Origin of the sequence: Clostridium perfringens ATCC 13124 (genome assembly GCF_000013285.1) — a bacterium.
GTDB lineage: Bacteria > Bacillota > Clostridia > Clostridiales > Clostridiaceae > Sarcina > Sarcina perfringens.
Genome location: NC_008261.1, coordinates 316814 through 334958, shown reverse-complemented (window position 1 = coordinate 334958; position 18145 = coordinate 316814). Strand labels below are relative to the sequence as shown.

Genomic DNA, 18145 nt, shown 5'->3' with positions numbered 1-18145 from the left:
TAACTAGCTGGAAAATAATCTTAAAAGATTGTTTTTCAGCTTTTTTACTATAGAGAATTAATGATATAATTATTTTAAAATATACTACTCTGAAAGGATGAGATTATGATTTATACTCTTGAAAATCAACACTTAAAAATCTCTTTAAGTAATCATGGTGGCGAATTACATAGTATAAAGGGAAAAAAAGATAATACTGAATTTTTATGGTCTGGAGACGAAGCTTATTGGAAATATCATGCTCCAATACTTTTCCCTATAGTTGGTAAAGTATTTAATGGTAAATACACAGTTGATGGTAAAACTTATGAACTTCCTCAACATGGATTAGCTAGAGTTCGTGACTTTGAAATGATAGAACAAACTAAAAACTCAATATCTTTTGAACTAAAATACTCTGAAGATACATTAAAAGTTTATCCTTTTAAATTTTCACTTATAATAAAATACACTTTAAATGATATAAATTTAAGCATAGACTATATTGTAAAGAATTTAGATAATAAAGAAATGTATTTCTCAATTGGTGCCCATCCAGCATTTATGTGTCCTATTGAAAATGATAAATTTGATGATTACTACTTCGAATTTAATGAGAAAGAAAATGCAAGCATAATGCAATTAGTTGGTCCTGGTTATTTCTCAAAAGAAGAAAAACCATATTTAAAGGATGAAAATATAATAAATCTATCTACTGATTTATTTAAAAATGATGCTTTAGTTTTTAAAAATCTAAAATCAAATAAAATTTCATTAAAATCAAAAAATCATAAAAAGTACCTAGAATTTGATTTTGGTGAATTTCCTTACTTAGGATTATGGACAAAAGATACTGGTGCTCCATTTGTTTGTATAGAACCTTGGTTTGGACATGCAGACTTTGATGGATTTAATGGAGAATTTAAGGATAAAGCTGCAATCCAGTCACTTATGCCTAATAAAGAATTCCATTGTAACTATAATATATCTTTCTTTGAATAAAAAATAAAAAAGTTGAAGCTTTATCTTCAACTTTTTTATTTTTCTTCTTTATGATATCCATTAACTATTTTTTGCACTACTTTCTTTACTACACTTGCTTGTGCTATTAATGTCATAACAGTTAGGAAAGTCACTATGCAATCTCTATCTTCTTCTTTTATATCAGAAACCTGTATTATTTCTTCTATTTTATCGTTATCAACTAATGGCACCTCTAAGAATCTTTTTATGCTCTCTTCTTGTACTTCTCCGAACATCTTATAAGCCGTTTCCCAAGATATTATATCATCGCTTCTATCATTAATATCATTAAATGCTAAAGCAAATACTTTTTTGATCTCATCGGTTTTTAATAGGGGTCTCATATAACTTAATAAAACCAATTGAGCTAAGTGCACCTTAGTATATCCACGTTTTTTCCCATCTTCCGGCTTTGATATTACCTCACTTTTAATATAGTTTTGCACTATATTATTAGTAAATTTATCTTCCGTAAACTTATCATTTAGATAGTCTATAACCTGTGAAAGAAATAAATCATACTTTGGCAAATCATCATAAGAAACCATACTGTTTTTTGACATCTCTTCTGCCAAAACTTTTATTTGTTCAGAATTAAAATTATTAATATCCATAGCACACCTCAAATTTCGTTTTAAACCCTTATTATGTATTATATAGTATTTATAATCACATTACAAGTTAATACCCTCTATTTTGTTTTACATAACTTAAATTTATAAACAATATATAGAATAAATCATATTTATTACAAAAGTTTTTTATATTTAATACTATATAAGTAAAATATATTCAAATTTTTTTGAAAAACTTTAAATATATTTTATCTATTAATGTATTTTTTTTATTAAAAAGTAAATATTTCATTATAAATTTTTAAATTCATATATTTTACCCTATTTTCTTAAATAATAATAAACAATATATTAATTTAATCATAGAATATTATATAAATTAAATAATTTTCTATACGACATTTTTATTATTTTTTTCCAATTTTATTTTTAAATATATATTTCATAAGTTAATTGTTATTTTCTAAGTATAAATTTATATTAATATATCAATATTTATCCTTTTTTTTAACTTTTTGTCAAACAAAAATTAGTCTATTTATGTAAAATAAATTAATCTTTACCTTGACTTTTCAAAAAAATGGTAGTATATTTAATATATAATTGATTGAGAATAAAAAAATTGTAAACAAACATTTTTTTTGACAAAACATATTGACTTAATATGACAAGTTTGTTAATATTATAATGCGTTTTGTCGAAAGTTGTAAAATGCAAGGAGGAAGTATAATGAAATCAACAGGTGTAGTAAGAAGAGTAGACGAATTAGGAAGAATAGTTATTCCTATAGAGTTAAGAAGAACATTAGATATAGCAGAAAAGGATGCTTTAGAAATCTATGTAGATGGAGAGCAAATCATATTAAAGAAATATGAGCCAGCATGTATATTCTGCGGAGATGCTAGAGATGTTGTTAACTACAAAGGTAAAAACATCTGCCAAAAATGTTTAGATGAATTAAAAAAATAGTAATTAACTTATTTAATATAAATAATTAATTAACATTTTAACCCTAACCAATAATAATTTTTAACACTATATCCCCTATGAAGTGCTTTATTTTTATTTATCTATATTTTAATAAATATTTTCTTTAAATTACAATTCTTTAATTTTAAACTAGTATTCTTTATTTGTTAATCCTAATCAAATAATTATATATGCTAAATTTCCCTTTAGATAAAATATAACTTTATTAAAAGTTACCACATATAAGATTTAAATATTATAATACTTAAATCTTATATGTTAACCCTAAATATCTAATGAAAATTTATATATTTCTGATTTTGCAACTCCTCTATCCTTTGCTACTTGTTTTATAGCATCTTTTTTCTTCATTCCTTCATTATCTATATAATGTATTATATGTTCCTCTATAGACATGCTAATCCATTTTGAAGTATTTTCTTCTTCTATTTCTTTATCTGTTTTTCCTGATATTACACAAACAAACTCACCTTTTGGAGCATTTTCTTCAAAATGAATTTTTGCTTCCTCTAAAGTTCCTCTAAATATTTCTTCATGAAGCTTAGTTAATTCTCTACATATAGCTACTTTTCTATTTCCTAACCCTTCTTTTAAAGTATCTATAGTATCTAATATTCTATATGGTGATTCATATATTATTATTGTTTCTGTTCTATCCTTTATGTCTTCAATAAAAGATCTTTTATCCTTATTTTCTCTTGGGAAAAATCCCTTAAACATAAATTTAGTTGTATCTAATCCAGAATATATTAAAGCAGTTGTAAAAGCTGTTGCTCCTGGTAAAACTTCAAATTCTATACCTTCTTCTATACATTTCTCAACAACTACACTTCCTGGATCTGATATTCCTGGAGTTCCAGCATCACTAACTATAGCAACTGAAGTTCCTTCTTTAACTCTTCTAAGTATTTCTTCACCTTTACCTTGCTCATTATGCTTATGATAACTAATTAAAGGCTTTTTAATCTCAAAATGATTTAAAAGCTTAAGTGTTTGTCTTGTATCCTCAGCAGCTATTAAATCAACATTTTTTAAAACCTCTAAGGCTCTTAAAGTTATATCTCCTAAATTTCCTATTGGAGTCGGTACTAAATAAACTTTACTCATTTTTATTTACTCTCCCTTCCATATATCTTATCTATTTCTTCACTATATCCACCTTCATCTTTATACACATATAAAGGTGCTTCCCATTTTAAGAAAGCTCCGCCGTCTCTTTGACCTTCTACTAAAACTATGTTTGCAGCTTTTTTTGTATTAGGATGAACCATTCTAACCCTTTTAGGCTCTATTTTATATTTTCTCATAAGACAAAATATATCAGCTAACCTTTCAGGTCTATGTACCATATAAAGTCTTCCATTATCCTTTAGAAATCTTCTACTTACTGCTATAACATCCTCTAAATTACACATAATCTCATGTCTAGCTATAGCAAGTTTATCTTCTGGATTTACAATACCTGCATTATTTAACTTATATGGAGGATTTACTGTAACAACATCAAATTTAGGCATTAATTTATTAAGCTCTTTATCCTTTAAATCGCCACATACAAAAGATACTTTATCTTCAATATTATTAATCTTTGCACTTCTATTTGCCATTTCAGCAAATTCTTCTTGTATCTCAATTCCAACTACTTCTTTAGGATTTTTTTTTCCGTAAATAATAAAAGGAATTATTCCTGTACCTGTGCACAAATCTAATACAGAATGTTTTCTGTTAACATTAGCAAAATTAGCTAGTAAAACAGCATCCACTCCAAATCTAAACCCTTCTTTTTTCTGAATTAGATGTAATCCATCTAACTGTAGATCATCAAGAGTTTCATTTTCGTTAACTAAAGTTAAATCCAACTCTTTTAAAGTTTTATTCATACTTCTTCACACTCACCTTTATTGTAATCAGTAGACCTGTAAAATCAGTAAATAAATTAAGGTCTCTTTAATTGTTATAGTCTATATTATAGCATATACTCAAAATTCTTAACCTTTTATAAAAAAATATGCCAAACAGCTATTTCTACTGTTTGGCATAAATATATTTTAAATTATAATATTCTTCTTGCTGATGAGAAATTATATATAGGTCCTACTATTACACCAACACCTGGTCTAGCAGCGTGAATCATTTGTCCACCACCTACATATATTCCAACGTGTCCTACACCATTAGTAAATACTAAATCTCCTGGTTGTAACTGATCTCTTGATACAGGTCTACCTTGATTTATTTGTGTATAAGTAGTTCTAGTAATTTCTCTACCTACTGCATTTCTATAAACATAACTAGTAAATCCTGAACAGTCAAATGAATCTGGACCAGTTGCACCAAATACATATGGTCTTCCTATAAACTGATATGCATATGATACTACTGCTGAAGCTGCCCCTTCACTTGGAGGAGCTACTGTGCTTCCACTATTTGATGATGAACTTCCATTACTAGTTGAAGATGAACTTCCACCAGAATTAACATCTCCACCTCTGTTAGGTGCGCTACTTACTGCTTCTTCTGCTTTTTTAGTTTCGATTAAATCTTTAGCTTTTTCTATAGCTTGAACAGCTTCTGAATCTACCTCTGGAGTTTTTATTTGATTTCTTAAACCTCTTAAGGCTGTCACAGCTTGATTTAAATCATTTACTGAACTATTTGAATTTATTTTAGAAGTCCATGGCTCAATTAACTGTCTTTCTAATGGAGCTAATTCTCCAACAACTTTTTCTTGCTCAGCTTTCATATCTTTTATAGCGCCTTCTTGTTCAGCTTTCATTTTGTTTAACTCATCTATTTTTGATTGAGTTTCTGAATTAAGCTTATTTAATTCGGCAGTCTTATCTTCTAATTCTTTAACTTGGCTATCAAGCTTTTCCTTTTCAGAAGTTAACTCATCAATAACTTGCTTATCCATACCCATTACTTTGCTTATAGCTTGTACTCTTGATAAGAAGTCACCAATTCCATTAGAATCTAATAAAGCAGTTAAGTAGTTTGCTTGTCCACCACTTTTATATGTTGCTCTTATTCTTTGACCTAAAACTTCTTGTTGTTTTTCTATTTTCTTCTTTGATTCCTCAATTTGAACTTTAACTGTTGAAATTGATTCCTCTGTTTTAGATATTTCTTCTTTATTTTTTTCTACTTGAAAAAATAAAGGTTCTATTTTAGCTGATAACCCATCTATCTTATCTTCTAACTCTCTTATCTTACTATTTATATCTGCATATTTATCTTGACTTTGTTCCATTTGTTGCTTTTGATCATCTGTAAGTGGAGTTGCGAATACACTATGTCCTACTCCAAATGTCATTGTAGCAGCAAGAACTGTTGAAATTATTTTTTTCTTCATATCTACTTGCTCCCATTTAATGAAAAATAGGAACTCATCCCTCCCCTATGTTAAAAGTTTTACACTTATACATTATAGCATTTGAAACCTTTTTGTAACAATATAAATTTGTCATTTTTTTGTTAAATAAATATATTTTTTTCACTTTTTTTACACTTTTTTAACTTTTTCTTACATATATATACTATTTTGAGATTTTATTTCCAATTAATTTCTGAACAATTGACCCACCTATTATAATAACTACGAAAGCTATTTTTATTGAATTTCCATTAACAAAGTTATCAAGTACTCCTAAAATAGTTCCTAAAAATCCTATAAAAATATTTCCTATTGCATTGCTTTGTATGTACTTAGCACTATATTTCCCTGCTTGATTTTCTCCTTCAAATCTTTTTTTGTTTGCAAATAATACTATTCCAACAACTATTAATAAAAAACTAGCTGCTAGCATAACAATTGAACTTATCTTCATTTGTTTCACCTCATCTTTTAATTTTTAAATTACTACTTAACATTATAACATCCTCACAGAAATATAATATATTTTAAGTAGAATATAATATTTTTTAATTTTTTAAACTTTTTTTATTTTTTTTGTTGACAACCTTATTATTTTCTCATATAATAATAAATGTCGCCGGGGTGTGGCGCAGATGGGAGCGCGCGTGGTTTGGGACCATGAGGTCGCAGGTTCGATCCCTGTCACCCCGACCAAAAGGAATTGCAACAGCAATTCCTTTTTTATTTTATATAAGATTTTAATATTAATACTCCAGTTAAATCTATTTAGACTTAACTGGAGTATTATTTTTATTAGTAGATAATTTTAATATAAAATATATAATCTACTTTAATCTTATTAATAAATTATATTCTTAAACATATTTTTTATTCTAAATTATCATTTCCCTCTTCTTTAATACTCTTTGCAAATTCTTCTTCAAAGTACCTATCTTCCTTTGCGGCTGCAGTAAATAAAGCCATATAAAACATCCATATAAGTGCTAATATCCCAGTTAATATAATATATTTCATTATATATCTCCCTCTTTTTAAATTAGTATCTACTTAAAATACTTTCCAAAACATAAAAATTTATACACTCCACTAATACAATTTGAATTTTTGTACATAATAATTTTATTAAAATGATTGTAGGAGGATTTATTATGAATAAAAAGTATGACTCTTTATTTAAAGAACTTATCTCTTCATATTATTCAGAAGATAACTTTGATGAAAAATTAAATGATATAGTAAAAAATAATTTTAATAGTAAAGAAGATGCTATTGATGTTCTTTCATCCCTATGTGGAGTTGATATAGATAAAAACTCAGATAATATTGCTTATGACATAAGAAAAGCTATAACAACACACAAAATCAAAAAAAATATAGTTGATAAAGTTTCTGTATGTACAAAAAACTGTTCAAAAGAAAGTAAAGGTAAATGTCAAAGCCTTTGTCCATTTGATGCAATACTGACTGATCCTATAGATAATAGTAAATATATAGATCCAAATCTATGTCAAAATTGTGGTATATGTGTTCAGGTATGCGAAAGTGGTCACTTCTTAGATAGAATTGAACTTCTTCCTATTATTGATTTAATAAAAAATAATGAGACTGTAATTGCCGCAGTAGCTCCTGCTATAGCTGGACAATTTGGTGAAAATGTCTCCTTAGATATGCTAAGAGAAGCATTTATAAAAATAGGCTTCTCAGATATGATTGAAGTTGCATTTGCCGCTGATATGCTTTCAATTAAAGAAGCTGTTGAATTTAATCATCATGTAGAAAAAACTGGAGATATATTAATAACATCTTGCTGTTGCCCTATGTGGGTAGCCATGTTAAGAAAGTGTTATAAGGATTTAGTAAAGGATGTCTCCCCTTCTGTTTCACCTATGATAGCTGCTGGGAGAGTAATAAAAAAATTAAATAAAGATGCTAAGGTAGTTTTTATAGGTCCCTGTATAGCTAAGAAAGCTGAAGCAAGAGAAAAAGACTTAGTTGGTGCCATAGATTATGTCTTAACCTTTGAAGAATTAAAAGGCATATTTGAAGCATTAAAAATAGATCCATCGTCTATGAAAGGTGTTCCCTCTATAGAATACACCTCTAGAGGTGGAAGGCTTTACGCTCGAACTGGAGGGGTATCAGAGGCCATAAATGATGTGGTTAAAGAACTCTATCCTGATAAAGCTAAGATATTTAAGGCAGTTCAAGCTAATGGAGTTAAAGAATGTAAAGAACTCTTAAATAAAGTTCAATCTGGTGAATTAAAAGCAAACTTTATTGAAGGTATGGGATGTGTTGGAGGATGCGTTGGTGGTCCCAAAAGAATAGTAGATCCTAGCATAGGTAAAAAACACGTTGATGAAGTTGCTTATAATTCTCCAATAAAAGTTGCTACTCATAGCCATACTATGGATGAAGTCCTATTAAGATTAGGAATAAATTCATTAAAGTCTTTTGAGGATAAAGAAAAAATATCTATTTTTGAAAGAGAATTCTAAAAAGTATTTACTTATAAGCTTAATATTTAACCTTACCTTCTATATAATTTATATGTTAAACTGTATTGGGGGTGAGGCAACAATGCTTAGCAATATAAAAGGTGTAATCTTTGATTTAGATGGAACTTTAGTTGATTCAATGGGAGTATGGGCTAAAATAGATTCTGATTACCTAACTGATCTTGGTCTTGAAGTTCCTAAAAACCTTAAAGAAGAAATCACTCATTTAGGCTTCAAAGAAGTTGCTAAATATTTTAAGAAAAGATTTAATATAGCAAGTTCAGAAGAAGAAATAATGAAAACTTGGCATGATATGGCCTATGTAGAGTATAAAAATAATATCAAACTTAAATCTGGTGCAAGAGAATTTCTTGAGCAATTAAAAGAATCTAACATAAAAATAGGATTAGCTACTAGTAACTCTTATCCTTTACTAGAAGTTTGCTTAAAATCAAATGATATCTTTCATTTATTTGATTCAATAACAATAACAGGTGAAGTACCTAGAGGAAAGGATTTTCCTGATGTTTACTTGTTAGCTGCTGAAAGATTAGGCTTAGAGCCTAAAGAGTGTGCAGTCTTTGAAGATATCTTACCAGCAGTTAAAGGAGCTCTTAGTGCTGGAATGAAAGTTTTTGCCGTAGAAGAACATACTGTTTCTGAAGAAGAAAAATCACAAATTAAAGAAATTGTACATGAATACATAGATTCATTTAATGATTTACTTGTAAATTAATATTATACTTACATAATAAAACTATAAAAATTAAACTACATAATAAAAAGATAAATTACTTATGTAGTTATAATAATAAAAACTCAATTTAAAACTTAGTAATGTTTTAAATTGAGTTTTTTTGTAAAATCTATTTTATTCTAGGTTTTTAATAGCCTCTTTTATTAATTCAGCTCTATTATCCCAGGTATTTTCTTCAGCTTCTCTTCTTAAGATATTAAAATATTCTTTGTTATCTACTTCTAGCTTTAATGCCTTATCAATATTTCTTATAAATTCATCATAATCCTTTGAAATCAAACAAGATTCATAATTTTTACACTCATTTATATCAGTAGTTACTATGGGCTTTTCTAAAGCCATATACTCAAATATTTTTAATGGTGATGTAGAATCAGTTATATCATTTTTTATAAAAGGTACAATACATACATCAAAATATCTTGAATAGTTTATTAAATCTTTATAATCAATCATACCAAGATAAGATATATTTGAATAATCTTTTAGATTACTTTGATCATAAGACCCATCATAATCCATTCCTATTAAAACTATTTCGTAATCTTCTCTTTCCTTTGCTAATTGCTCAATTAATTTATAATCAAACCACTTAGCTAAAGCTCCATAATAACCTATTATAGGCTTTCTCTTATTAACTATAGGCTGAATTTTTTCACCTATTTCATTTCCATGATTTTTAAAGTCTTCTAAATTAACAGCATTAGGAGCTAAAATATTATTTTCATTTTCTCCCCTAAATTTATTTGCAATATCTTTTAATTTTTTTGCAGTTGAAACAACTAATACATTTTCTTTATCTCTCAAGAGTTTTTCATGATCCTCTATCATTTTAGAAGTTATGTTATATCCACTTATTTCACTAGATAACTCGTCTACAAAATCATATATGACTTTAAAGCCTTTATCCATATATGTTTTTATCTTTTCGTAATCAACTGAGTTTAAACATGTAGCATAAACATGTACAAATTTAGGCTTATTAATTGATTTTATTGCCTCAAAAAATGCCACATTTAAACTATACATATCTAAATTAAGAACATATAAATTGTCCTTTATCTTTTTAATTGAATAAATGTTATCATTTTTTACATCGCTTCTATATATATATAATACTTTCTTTTTACTTAATGCCTCTGCTAAATGTTGAGGTCTTTGCTTCATTTCTATATTCCATCCAAAGGAAGCATGAAAAACAATAATTTCATCAAAGTCTTCTAATTCCAATATGCTTTTAATCTTTTCATAAAAACAATTAAATTGTCCCTCAAATAATATTGAGCTTATAGCATCATCTATATATTTAGATGTCTTAGAACATAATTCATTGAAATTTCCTGATAAAATATCTTCTTCGGTTATTTTATTCTCATAGTATGCTGTTTCTTCCCCATCCTCATTAATAACTTTAGTAAGTTCTAATCCAGAATATATAAGTTCTTTAAGCTTTAAATTTTCTATAAGCCAGTTATTTAATTCCCTTTTCTCTTCATATGTAAAATCTCCAATATTCTTTTTTAACATAACTTCAAAAATATTACTCATAAGAATTCTCCTTATCAAAAGACTTTAATATTTTTCATTATTAACATCTTTTCACATAATTAGTACACAAAAGAGGATATAAGCCATATAAACTATGGTCATATCCTCTATTTTTTATGTCCATGTAGAATCTAAGAATACAAAACCTTCAGACTCTCCTTCATTTTTAACCTCAAATGAAACTACGTCTTCTTGTGTTTCTAAAGCAACAAGATTTTGGCTTTCTGAAAATATAGCATCTAAATAATAAATTCCTTCCTTAACATCTAGAGAATCAATTTTAAAAGTAATTTTATTTCTTCCCTTTTTCCAAGGTATAGTGAATTCATCAACATTACTATTTACTGAGAATATAAACTGATCTGCATTTCTATACTCACAAGGCTCTCTGTATGCCTTTCTCATTTCAATAGTAATACCAGCATTTTTAACTGATGGATTAAACACCTCATATTCAACTAAAAATTCTATAGATTCGCCCTTTTTATAAACTTTTTTATCATCTAATATTTCCACATTGATAAGCTCAACAAACTTACCTGTTTCAAGCTCTTCTTTATCATCACTTTTCATAAGCTTATCATAATATTTTTCAACTATATCAAAGGATGGTCCAATATCAACTACTCTTCCTTTTTCAAGCCATATAGCTCTTTCACAGAAGGTTTGAACAGTTTCAAGGCCATGTGATACATAAAGAACTGTTTTACCAGCCTCTTTAAATTCATTAAACTTATCCATACATTTTTTTTGGAATCCAACATCTCCAACGGATAATATCTCATCTACAATAAGTATATCTGGATTAATATTTATAGCAACGGCAAAGGCTAATCTAGCATACATACCGCTTGAGTAACTTTTTACTGGTTGATTTATAAATTCTCCAATATCAGCAAACTCTATAATATTATCCTTTACCTTATCAATTTCATCTTGAGTTAATCCCATGAGACTTCCATTAAAATATATATTTTCTTCTCCAGTAAGCTCTGGATTAAAACCAGTTCCTAATTCTAAAAGAGAAGATACTCTTCCATTAACATTAACTTCTCCTGATGATGGAAATGAAACTCCTGTTAATATTTTTAACAAAGTAGATTTACCAGCACCATTATTTCCAATGATACCTACTATTTCACCCTTATTTACATGAAAAGAAACATCAGTTAAGGCTTTAAACTCTTTAACTTCTTTTTTTGCAAAAGGATTTATTATGTTTCTTATTCTACTTGATTTTGAATCATAAACTCTGTAATTTTTACAAAGATTTTTTACTTCTATTGCCTTTTCCATGATTTCTCCCCCATTAAGAGTTTAGTATAAGCTCCTTAATGTCCTTTGCCTTTTGTCTCCAAGTATTTTGATTACCTTCTTTTCTAAGTAATTCTATATATTCCTTAGAATTCTCTAACTCAGCAGCTTTCTTAATGTTATTTATGAAATCTTCATGTGAATCACTTACTAAAGGTGATTCATATTTTCTACACTCTGGTAAAGCTGTTGTAACTATAGGCTTACCTAAAGCCATATATTCAAATAATTTTACTGGTGAAGTAGCTTCTGTTATTTCATTTACCACAAAAGGAATTATAGAAACATTAAAGAACTTAGAATATGTTGGAAGTTCATTATAGTTAACAGTTCCTAAATAATGAACATTGTCTAATTTTAATATTCCGCTCTTTCCTAAGGATTGATCATAATCTATTCCTATAAGAACTATTTCATAATCATCCTTAAATTCTTCTGCAAGCTCTTTAATTAAATCATAATCAAACCAACTAGCTAAGGCTCCAAAATATCCTATTATCTTTTTCTTACTATTAACAATATTTTTCATCTTATCAGGAATCTTTTTGCAATCAATATTAGCAAAATGCTCATATTGAACTCCATTAGTTACAAGAGCTAATTTATTTTCTCCTCTTAACTCTTTAGCTTCTTGATAAAGCTTATCTGCAGTAGTTACCACATAAACTTTTTCTGTATCTTCAAGCATTCTCTTATGACTTGCTTTAATTTCATCTGATATTTTAAATCCAGCAATATCATCTGATAAATCATCAACATATTCATATATTATTTTAAAGTTTCTATCTGTAAATTTCTTTAACCAACTGTCATATTCAACAAATGAAGTTGAATATATTTGACCAAAAGCAGGAACTCCACTTTGAGATACTATATCTATTAAACATTCTTGTAACCAATATAGATCTGTGTTAACTAGATAAAGATTTTCTTCCATCTTCTTGTAAGTTTTAATATCCTTATCAACATAAGGTGATGCTTTATAAAAATATAAAACATTTTCCTTAGCTAGGTTTAAAGCTATATGTTGAGGTCTTTGGAACATTTTAACCTCAAATCCAAAGTAAACATCAAATATAACTATAGCATCATAATTTCCATTCTTTATTGCACCAGTTATTTCATCAAAGAATACTTGTTTTTGATCTTCATGTCCTTTTTCTCTATATTTAAGCAACATTGGCTTCAATATAGGTCTTAATAAATTTTTTAAACTTCTTTTTAAACTCATACTATTACCCTCTCACTCTTAAATGTTTTTTTCAATTAATCTATCTAGTATAGCTGCCTTTTCTCTCCAAGTATTTGCTAGAGCTTCTTCTTTTAGATAGTTATAATACTCATCTTTTTTATCAAGAGTTAATGCAAAGTCTAGTTTTTCTATAAAATCTTCATGGCTTTTTCCTATTAATACTGACTTATACTTTCTGCATTCTCTCATATCAGTAGTAACTATAGGATGGCCCATTGCCATATATTCAAAAAGTTTAACTGGACTTGTAGACTCAGTTATATCATTTAATAAAAATGGTATAGTTGATATTGTGAAGTATTGAGAATATTGATTTAATTCCTTATAATCAACAATACCTAAATAATGAACATTTTCAAGTTCATCTATTTTACTATCTTTAAAGCTGTTATCATATAAAAATCCTATTAATACAATCTCATAATTAGGTCTTTCTTTAGCTACTTTTTTAAGTAATTCATAATCAAACCATTTTGCTAAAGCTCCAAAATATCCTATTATAGGATTTCCTTTGCTTACTATATCTTTTAATTTTTCTGGAACCTCATCACTTCTATATTGCCAATGATCATATTGAACTCCATTTGTTATCATTGCAACATTTTCTTTTCCTCTAATCTCTTCTATTTCTTCTATAAGCTTATCTGCTGACCCTACAGCTATATTACTCTTATCTTCTATAATATTCTTATGTCTATCATATACAAAATCAGGTAAGTGTCCTGATATTTCATCTGAAAGTTCATCTATATATTCATATATTATTTTAAAACCATTATCAATGTATTTCTCTTTAATATATTGTTCATCTAAATAAACATCTGTTGAATAAAGAGATAAGAATTTATGACCTTTATACTCCTTAAGAAGATCAAACATAGCATTTTGTAAAGCAAAATTAGCCATGTTAACTAAGTAAAGTCTATCCTTCAGCTTTTCAACAGTCTTTACATGCGGATCAAACTGCTCTGAAGTTCTATAGAAATAAAGATATCCATCATCAGTAAGCTCATTTGCCATATGTTGAGAACGTTGGAATAAAGGAATATTCCATCCAACTCTTGAATCAAAAACTACTACCGCTTTGAATTTCTCTTTTTTTAATATCTTATGAAATATAGCATTAGCCTCTTCATAATTTTTTCTATAGGTTAATGCATTATTATCTAATTTATCTTTAATACGTCTTTTTATATATCTTAAAACTCTCTTTATAACTTCTATTAAACCATCTTCTTTAAGAACTTCCGTTGTTCTCCTAGCAATTCTACCTACGCTCATACTATTCCTCCGATTAATTACCCCAAGAATGCCCCAGTATTAAGAAACCTTCTCCTCTATACTTGTCATTCAAAGTAAAACTATATCCATTTATTTTTCTATATACTTCCTCTTCACCATCTCTTAAAACAAAGTCAATATAATAAACTCCAGCAACTAAGTTAACCTTATTTAAAGACACTTTTAACTTATTAACTCCTAAATTAAAAGGAATATTTTTTATATTATCTTTACTATTTATACCACAAACAAACTGATCATTTCCTCTAGTTGTACCTGGCTCATAGTCAGTTTTTCTAAACTCTAAAACTATGTTAGGGTCTTTTAAGTCATTTGAAATAAGATCATATTCAACCTCTAAATCTAATTTTTCAAGATATTCTACATTTTTTGTATTAGATTTAACTGCTATACTATTTATTATGTCACTTTTATGATCTTTTAATTGTTCTATATTAGCAGGATTAAAATTTAAATTATAGTATCTTTCTACTACAATTACGGAATTCCCATCATCTACAACTTCACCTTTTTGAAGCCAAATTGCTCTGTCACAGAACTTTTTCACTGTTCCAAGTCCATGAGAAACATAAAGTATTGTTTTTCCCTTTTTCTTAAATTCATTGAATTTTTCCATACATTTAACTTGGAAACCAACATCTCCAACGGATAAAATTTCATCAACTATTAATATATCAGGGTCTACATTAATAGCAACGGCAAATGCTAATCTAGCAAACATACCACTTGAATAATTTTTTACTGGTTGCTCTATAAAATTACCTATATCAGCAAACTCAAGTATATCCTTTAATTTTCCATCTATCTCTTCCTTAGTTAAACCATTTAAACTACCATTAAAATAAATATTTTCCATACCAGTAAGCTCAGGATTAAATCCTGACCCCAATTCTAGCATAGATGCTAATCTTCCATTTATCTCAATCTCTCCAGAAGTAGGGAAAGCCACTCCTGTTAGTAATTTTAAAAGTGTTGATTTACCGGCCCCATTATGACCGATAATACCAACACATTCTCCCTTGCTTATCTCAAAAGAAACGCCCTTTAAAGCATAAAATTCTTTTATATTCTTTTCTTTACCAAAAGCATTCGCTAATCTTTCAGATCTCTTTTGATATAACTTATATTTTTTAGTTAAGTCTTTAACTCTTATAGCAACAGACATATTCTGTACCTCTCTTTTTATAAAACATCATCAAATTCTGGTCTAAATTTTTTAAATACTTTAGATCCAAATATGAATAATATTATAGTTACTACCCAGAAATAAACTCCATATGCTAAACTAACTGTATGTGTTCCTAAATATGCGTCCCTAAATAAAACAGCTAAGTAATATAAAGGGTTTAATTTTAGTATTTTCTCAATCCAAGGCATACTAGAACCTACAGGCAATTCTCCTGCTTGCCACATAACTGGACACATCCAGAATAAAAATTGCATAAATACAGATATTCCATGTAATATATCAATTGACATTACTACCCATGTAGATAGTAATCTTGATAAAGCTGCCAAAAATATTATAGTTATGATAATGGCATAAATCAATTTAGGTATATTTATTAGATTTAAGTTACCATTGACTGCAAATATTATAAAACTTATTACTAGCAAAATTAAAAATGTGTAAAAACTAATTACTATTCTTATAGTAGGTAATATTTCTACAGGGAATTTAACCTTTTTAACCAAAAAGGAATTAACCCTTATGGAACCTGCGCCTGACATAATTACATCAGAAATAAATATCCATGGTATGTATGCTGAAACTAGCCAAACTAAATAATTAACCTGTACATTTGAACTAGTTGTTCTCATTCCAGTTGAAAATATCATCCAGAAAACAGTTATCATAGCTAGTGGTCTTATTATCGCCCAAGCCATACCTAACTTAGAACCAGCAAACTCTTTTTTAAATTCTTTCTTGGATATGCTAAATATCATTCTCCAATGAGAAAAAATACTTTTCTCAATCTCAAGCCAATCCTTCAAGTTGTTCACCTCTGCTTATCATCTATTTTTTTGTAAAATAACTAAACCTAATTATACCACAAATACTTAATAAATATTTATACATTTCTCTTACAAAGTAGCAAAATATACTTCTTATTTAAGCCTTTTCTTAAAAGCTACAAATATAGCTAATACTTCTTTCAATAAACTAACTTCATATAAAATCCAAATTCACTAAAAACTATTAAATATAAATACTAGATATATAAATTAATCTTAATTAATAATAAAGTTACTAGGACATTCTTATTATTCTAAATTCTAAAATATAATTTAGAATGTATATTTTTAATACCTTCTAATTTTAAAAATATATAAATTAAGTTTATTAAAAATCTCTAACTTAAGTATTGTCATTTATACATATTACTACACTAAAAACAATAAAAAAAGTTAGATATAGAATAAAATTCTACACCTAACTTTTTAATAGAGTCTTAAATTAAGCTAATTTAACTCCATATTTTTCTCTTAATTCTTTTATTAATTCTAAGTATTTCTTTTGTTGTCTTTCTTGAATTAACATATTAACAACTTGCTCTTTAACATCTTCAAAAGCCTTAGTTTTAGCTTCTGTTTTGTCTTCAACTTTTATTAAGTGATATCCAAATTGAGTTTTAACTGGAGCACTAACTACTCCTAACTCTAAGTTAAATGCAGCTTCTTCAAATTCTGGAACCATCATTCCTTTTGAGAATGAACCTAAGTTACCACCTTGTTCCTTTGAAGGACAGCTTGAGTATTTGTTAGCAGCATCTTCAAAAGTTATTGAACCTGAAGCTATTTCTTCTTCTACTTTTTTAGCTTCTTCTTCTGATGCAACTAAGATGTGCTTAGCTGTTACAGTTTCTAATTCAACGAAGTTTTCTTTATGCTCTTCGTAAAAAGCTTTTGCTTCATCATCTGTTACAGTAACTGATGATAAAGTCTTTTTCATTACCATTTGAGCTAATAATTCTTTAGCAAATTTATTTAATTGATCTTTAAACTCTTCAGTCTTATCTAATCCAGTTTCTTTTGCAAATTCAGACATTAATTCAAAAGCAATAGCTTGCTCTAAAACTTGTCTTTTACCTTCATCACTAGCAAGCATAGCTTGTTGTTGAGCTGGGTATCTTGCTATTATCTCATCTATATAGTCTGAAGTTATTTCTGTATTTCCAACTGTTGCTAGAACTTTCTTTTCCATATATATTATCTCCTTTTTAATTAAAGTTTTATTTTCCTATACTTCATATATTAACATACATTTAATGAATTAAAAAGAAATTCTGAGTATTTTCCTAATCTATAAAATAAGTTTATATTTTAATAATATATAATTAAAAATTTCTTACTTATAAATTTTTTCTCTTAAAAATCAAGCTCAAGTTTAACAAACTAATACTACATATTTTTTATATTCTTAAACCTTAAGATTTTAAATACTAACTTTAAGGTTTCTAACACTTAAAATTCAAGTTAATTTCTAATTTCTAACTTCTAACTTCTAACTTCTAACTTCTAACTTCTAAC

17 protein-coding genes and 1 tRNA gene are annotated in these 18145 nt (G+C 27.5%); 5 read left to right on the top strand and 13 right to left on the bottom strand.

Annotation, left to right across the window (positions count from 1 at the left end):
• Positions 1-105 precede the first annotated feature (105 nt).
• Positions 106-981, top strand: a complete 876-nt coding sequence (locus tag CPF_RS01430) for an aldose 1-epimerase family protein (protein ID WP_003458008.1) — start codon at positions 106-108, stop codon at positions 979-981.
• A 35-nt stretch (positions 982-1016) separates the two neighbouring features.
• On the opposite strand, the gene CPF_RS01425 is transcribed toward CPF_RS01430, so the two are convergent.
• A complete protein-coding gene (locus tag CPF_RS01425) occupies positions 1017-1616 on the bottom strand; it encodes a DUF1836 domain-containing protein (protein WP_003458091.1) in 600 nt (199 codons plus the stop codon).
• Positions 1617-2306: 690 nt separating this feature from the next.
• Here CPF_RS01425 and CPF_RS01420 point away from each other — a divergent pair.
• On the top strand, positions 2307-2546 hold the full coding sequence (locus CPF_RS01420; protein WP_003476163.1) for an AbrB/MazE/SpoVT family DNA-binding domain-containing protein: 240 nt from the start codon (positions 2307-2309) through the stop codon (positions 2544-2546).
• Positions 2547-2831: 285 nt separating this feature from the next.
• On the opposite strand, the gene rsmI is transcribed toward CPF_RS01420, so the two are convergent.
• The 4 genes from rsmI to CPF_RS01400 all read right to left on the bottom strand — a co-directional run bounded on the left by rsmI (position 2832) and on the right by CPF_RS01400 (position 6394).
• Positions 2832-3674, bottom strand: coding sequence for a 16S rRNA (cytidine(1402)-2'-O)-methyltransferase (gene rsmI / locus CPF_RS01415; RefSeq protein ID WP_003453470.1), 843 nt, complete (start codon positions 3672-3674; stop codon positions 2832-2834).
• A 2-nt stretch (positions 3675-3676) separates the two neighbouring features.
• The gene (locus CPF_RS01410) at positions 3677-4447 is read right to left on the bottom strand and encodes a tRNA1(Val) (adenine(37)-N6)-methyltransferase (protein WP_041702538.1); all 771 of its coding nucleotides are present in this window, start codon (positions 4445-4447) and stop codon (positions 3677-3679) included.
• 173 nt (positions 4448-4620) lie between these two features.
• Positions 4621-5919 carry an NlpC/P60 family protein gene (locus tag CPF_RS01405; protein WP_011590118.1) on the bottom strand — a complete coding sequence of 433 codons (1299 nt, stop codon included), beginning with the start codon at positions 5917-5919 and terminating at the stop codon, positions 4621-4623.
• Between the two features lie 184 nt (positions 5920-6103).
• Entirely contained in the window at positions 6104-6394 is a 291-nt protein-coding gene (locus CPF_RS01400) for a hypothetical protein (RefSeq protein ID WP_003479074.1), read from the bottom strand.
• A 166-nt stretch (positions 6395-6560) separates the two neighbouring features.
• On the opposite strand from CPF_RS01400, the gene CPF_RS01395 reads away from it, so the two are divergent.
• Positions 6561-6636: transfer RNA gene (locus tag CPF_RS01395), tRNA-Pro, on the top strand.
• Positions 6637-6810: 174 nt separating this feature from the next.
• Here CPF_RS01395 and CPF_RS14925 read toward each other — a convergent pair.
• Positions 6811-6957 carry a hypothetical protein gene (locus tag CPF_RS14925; RefSeq protein WP_003453473.1) on the bottom strand — a complete coding sequence of 49 codons (147 nt, stop codon included), beginning with the start codon at positions 6955-6957 and terminating at the stop codon, positions 6811-6813.
• Between the two features lie 134 nt (positions 6958-7091).
• Here CPF_RS14925 and CPF_RS01390 point away from each other — a divergent pair, with 134 nt between their 5' ends.
• Together CPF_RS01390 and CPF_RS01385 are read left to right on the top strand one after the other, a co-directional pair.
• Complete coding sequence (locus CPF_RS01390) at positions 7092-8441, top strand: [Fe-Fe] hydrogenase large subunit C-terminal domain-containing protein (protein WP_003476170.1); 1350 nt, start codon at positions 7092-7094, stop codon at positions 8439-8441.
• 82 nt (positions 8442-8523) lie between these two features.
• Positions 8524-9177 carry an HAD family hydrolase gene (locus CPF_RS01385; protein WP_003476169.1) on the top strand — a complete coding sequence of 218 codons (654 nt, stop codon included), beginning with the start codon at positions 8524-8526 and terminating at the stop codon, positions 9175-9177.
• Positions 9178-9312: 135 nt separating this feature from the next.
• Here CPF_RS01385 and CPF_RS01380 read toward each other — a convergent pair whose 3' ends face one another.
• The 7 genes from CPF_RS01380 to CPF_RS01350 form a co-directional block, all read right to left on the bottom strand.
• A complete protein-coding gene (locus CPF_RS01380) occupies positions 9313-10746 on the bottom strand; it encodes a glycosyltransferase (RefSeq protein ID WP_003476167.1) in 1434 nt (477 codons plus the stop codon).
• Positions 10747-10860: 114 nt separating this feature from the next.
• On the bottom strand, positions 10861-12042 hold the full coding sequence (locus CPF_RS01375; protein WP_003460432.1) for an ABC transporter ATP-binding protein: 1182 nt from the start codon (positions 12040-12042) through the stop codon (positions 10861-10863).
• Between the two features lie 13 nt (positions 12043-12055).
• Positions 12056-13291, bottom strand: a complete 1236-nt coding sequence (locus CPF_RS01370; RefSeq protein ID WP_003453477.1) for a glycosyltransferase — start codon at positions 13289-13291, stop codon at positions 12056-12058.
• Positions 13292-13309: 18 nt separating this feature from the next.
• Positions 13310-14593 (bottom strand): glycosyltransferase, encoded by a 1284-nt coding sequence (locus tag CPF_RS01365; protein WP_003453483.1) that lies wholly within the window; start codon positions 14591-14593, stop codon positions 13310-13312.
• A 13-nt stretch (positions 14594-14606) separates the two neighbouring features.
• A complete protein-coding gene (locus tag CPF_RS01360; RefSeq protein WP_003453458.1) occupies positions 14607-15779 on the bottom strand; it encodes an ABC transporter ATP-binding protein in 1173 nt (390 codons plus the stop codon).
• A gap of 17 nt (positions 15780-15796) precedes the next feature.
• Entirely contained in the window at positions 15797-16618 is an 822-nt protein-coding gene (locus CPF_RS01355; RefSeq protein ID WP_003476165.1) for an ABC transporter permease, read from the bottom strand.
• Positions 16619-17072: 454 nt separating this feature from the next.
• Complete coding sequence (locus CPF_RS01350; RefSeq protein ID WP_003453475.1) at positions 17073-17819, bottom strand: peptidylprolyl isomerase; 747 nt, start codon at positions 17817-17819, stop codon at positions 17073-17075.
• Positions 17820-18145 lie beyond the last annotated feature (326 nt).

Excerpts from the sequence above, each read along its gene's own strand:
- CPF_RS01365 (WP_003453483.1), bottom strand. The coding sequence starts at position 14,593 with ATGAGCGTAGGTAGAATTGCTAGGAGAACAACGGAAGTTCTTAAAGAA.
- CPF_RS01405 (WP_011590118.1), bottom strand. The coding sequence starts at position 5,919 with ATGAAGAAAAAAATAATTTCAACAGTTCTTGCTGCTACAATGACATTT.
- CPF_RS01380 (WP_003476167.1), bottom strand. The coding sequence starts at position 10,746 with ATGAGTAATATTTTTGAAGTTATGTTAAAAAAGAATATTGGAGATTTT.
- CPF_RS01385 (WP_003476169.1), top strand. The coding sequence starts at position 8,524 with ATGCTTAGCAATATAAAAGGTGTAATCTTTGATTTAGATGGAACTTTA.
- CPF_RS01420 (WP_003476163.1), top strand. The coding sequence starts at position 2,307 with ATGAAATCAACAGGTGTAGTAAGAAGAGTAGACGAATTAGGAAGAATA.
- CPF_RS01400 (WP_003479074.1), bottom strand. The coding sequence starts at position 6,394 with ATGAAGATAAGTTCAATTGTTATGCTAGCAGCTAGTTTTTTATTAATA.
- CPF_RS01430 (WP_003458008.1), top strand. The coding sequence starts at position 106 with ATGATTTATACTCTTGAAAATCAACACTTAAAAATCTCTTTAAGTAAT.
- CPF_RS01375 (WP_003460432.1), bottom strand. The coding sequence starts at position 12,042 with ATGGAAAAGGCAATAGAAGTAAAAAATCTTTGTAAAAATTACAGAGTT.
- CPF_RS01350 (WP_003453475.1), bottom strand. The coding sequence starts at position 17,819 with ATGGAAAAGAAAGTTCTAGCAACAGTTGGAAATACAGAAATAACTTCA.
- CPF_RS01390 (WP_003476170.1), top strand. The coding sequence starts at position 7,092 with ATGAATAAAAAGTATGACTCTTTATTTAAAGAACTTATCTCTTCATAT.
- CPF_RS14925 (WP_003453473.1), bottom strand. The coding sequence starts at position 6,957 with ATGAAATATATTATATTAACTGGGATATTAGCACTTATATGGATGTTT.
- CPF_RS01370 (WP_003453477.1), bottom strand. The coding sequence starts at position 13,291 with ATGAGTTTAAAAAGAAGTTTAAAAAATTTATTAAGACCTATATTGAAG.
- CPF_RS01410 (WP_041702538.1), bottom strand. The coding sequence starts at position 4,447 with ATGAATAAAACTTTAAAAGAGTTGGATTTAACTTTAGTTAACGAAAAT.
- CPF_RS01425 (WP_003458091.1), bottom strand. The coding sequence starts at position 1,616 with ATGGATATTAATAATTTTAATTCTGAACAAATAAAAGTTTTGGCAGAA.
- CPF_RS01360 (WP_003453458.1), bottom strand. The coding sequence starts at position 15,779 with ATGTCTGTTGCTATAAGAGTTAAAGACTTAACTAAAAAATATAAGTTA.
- rsmI (WP_003453470.1), bottom strand. The coding sequence starts at position 3,674 with ATGAGTAAAGTTTATTTAGTACCGACTCCAATAGGAAATTTAGGAGAT.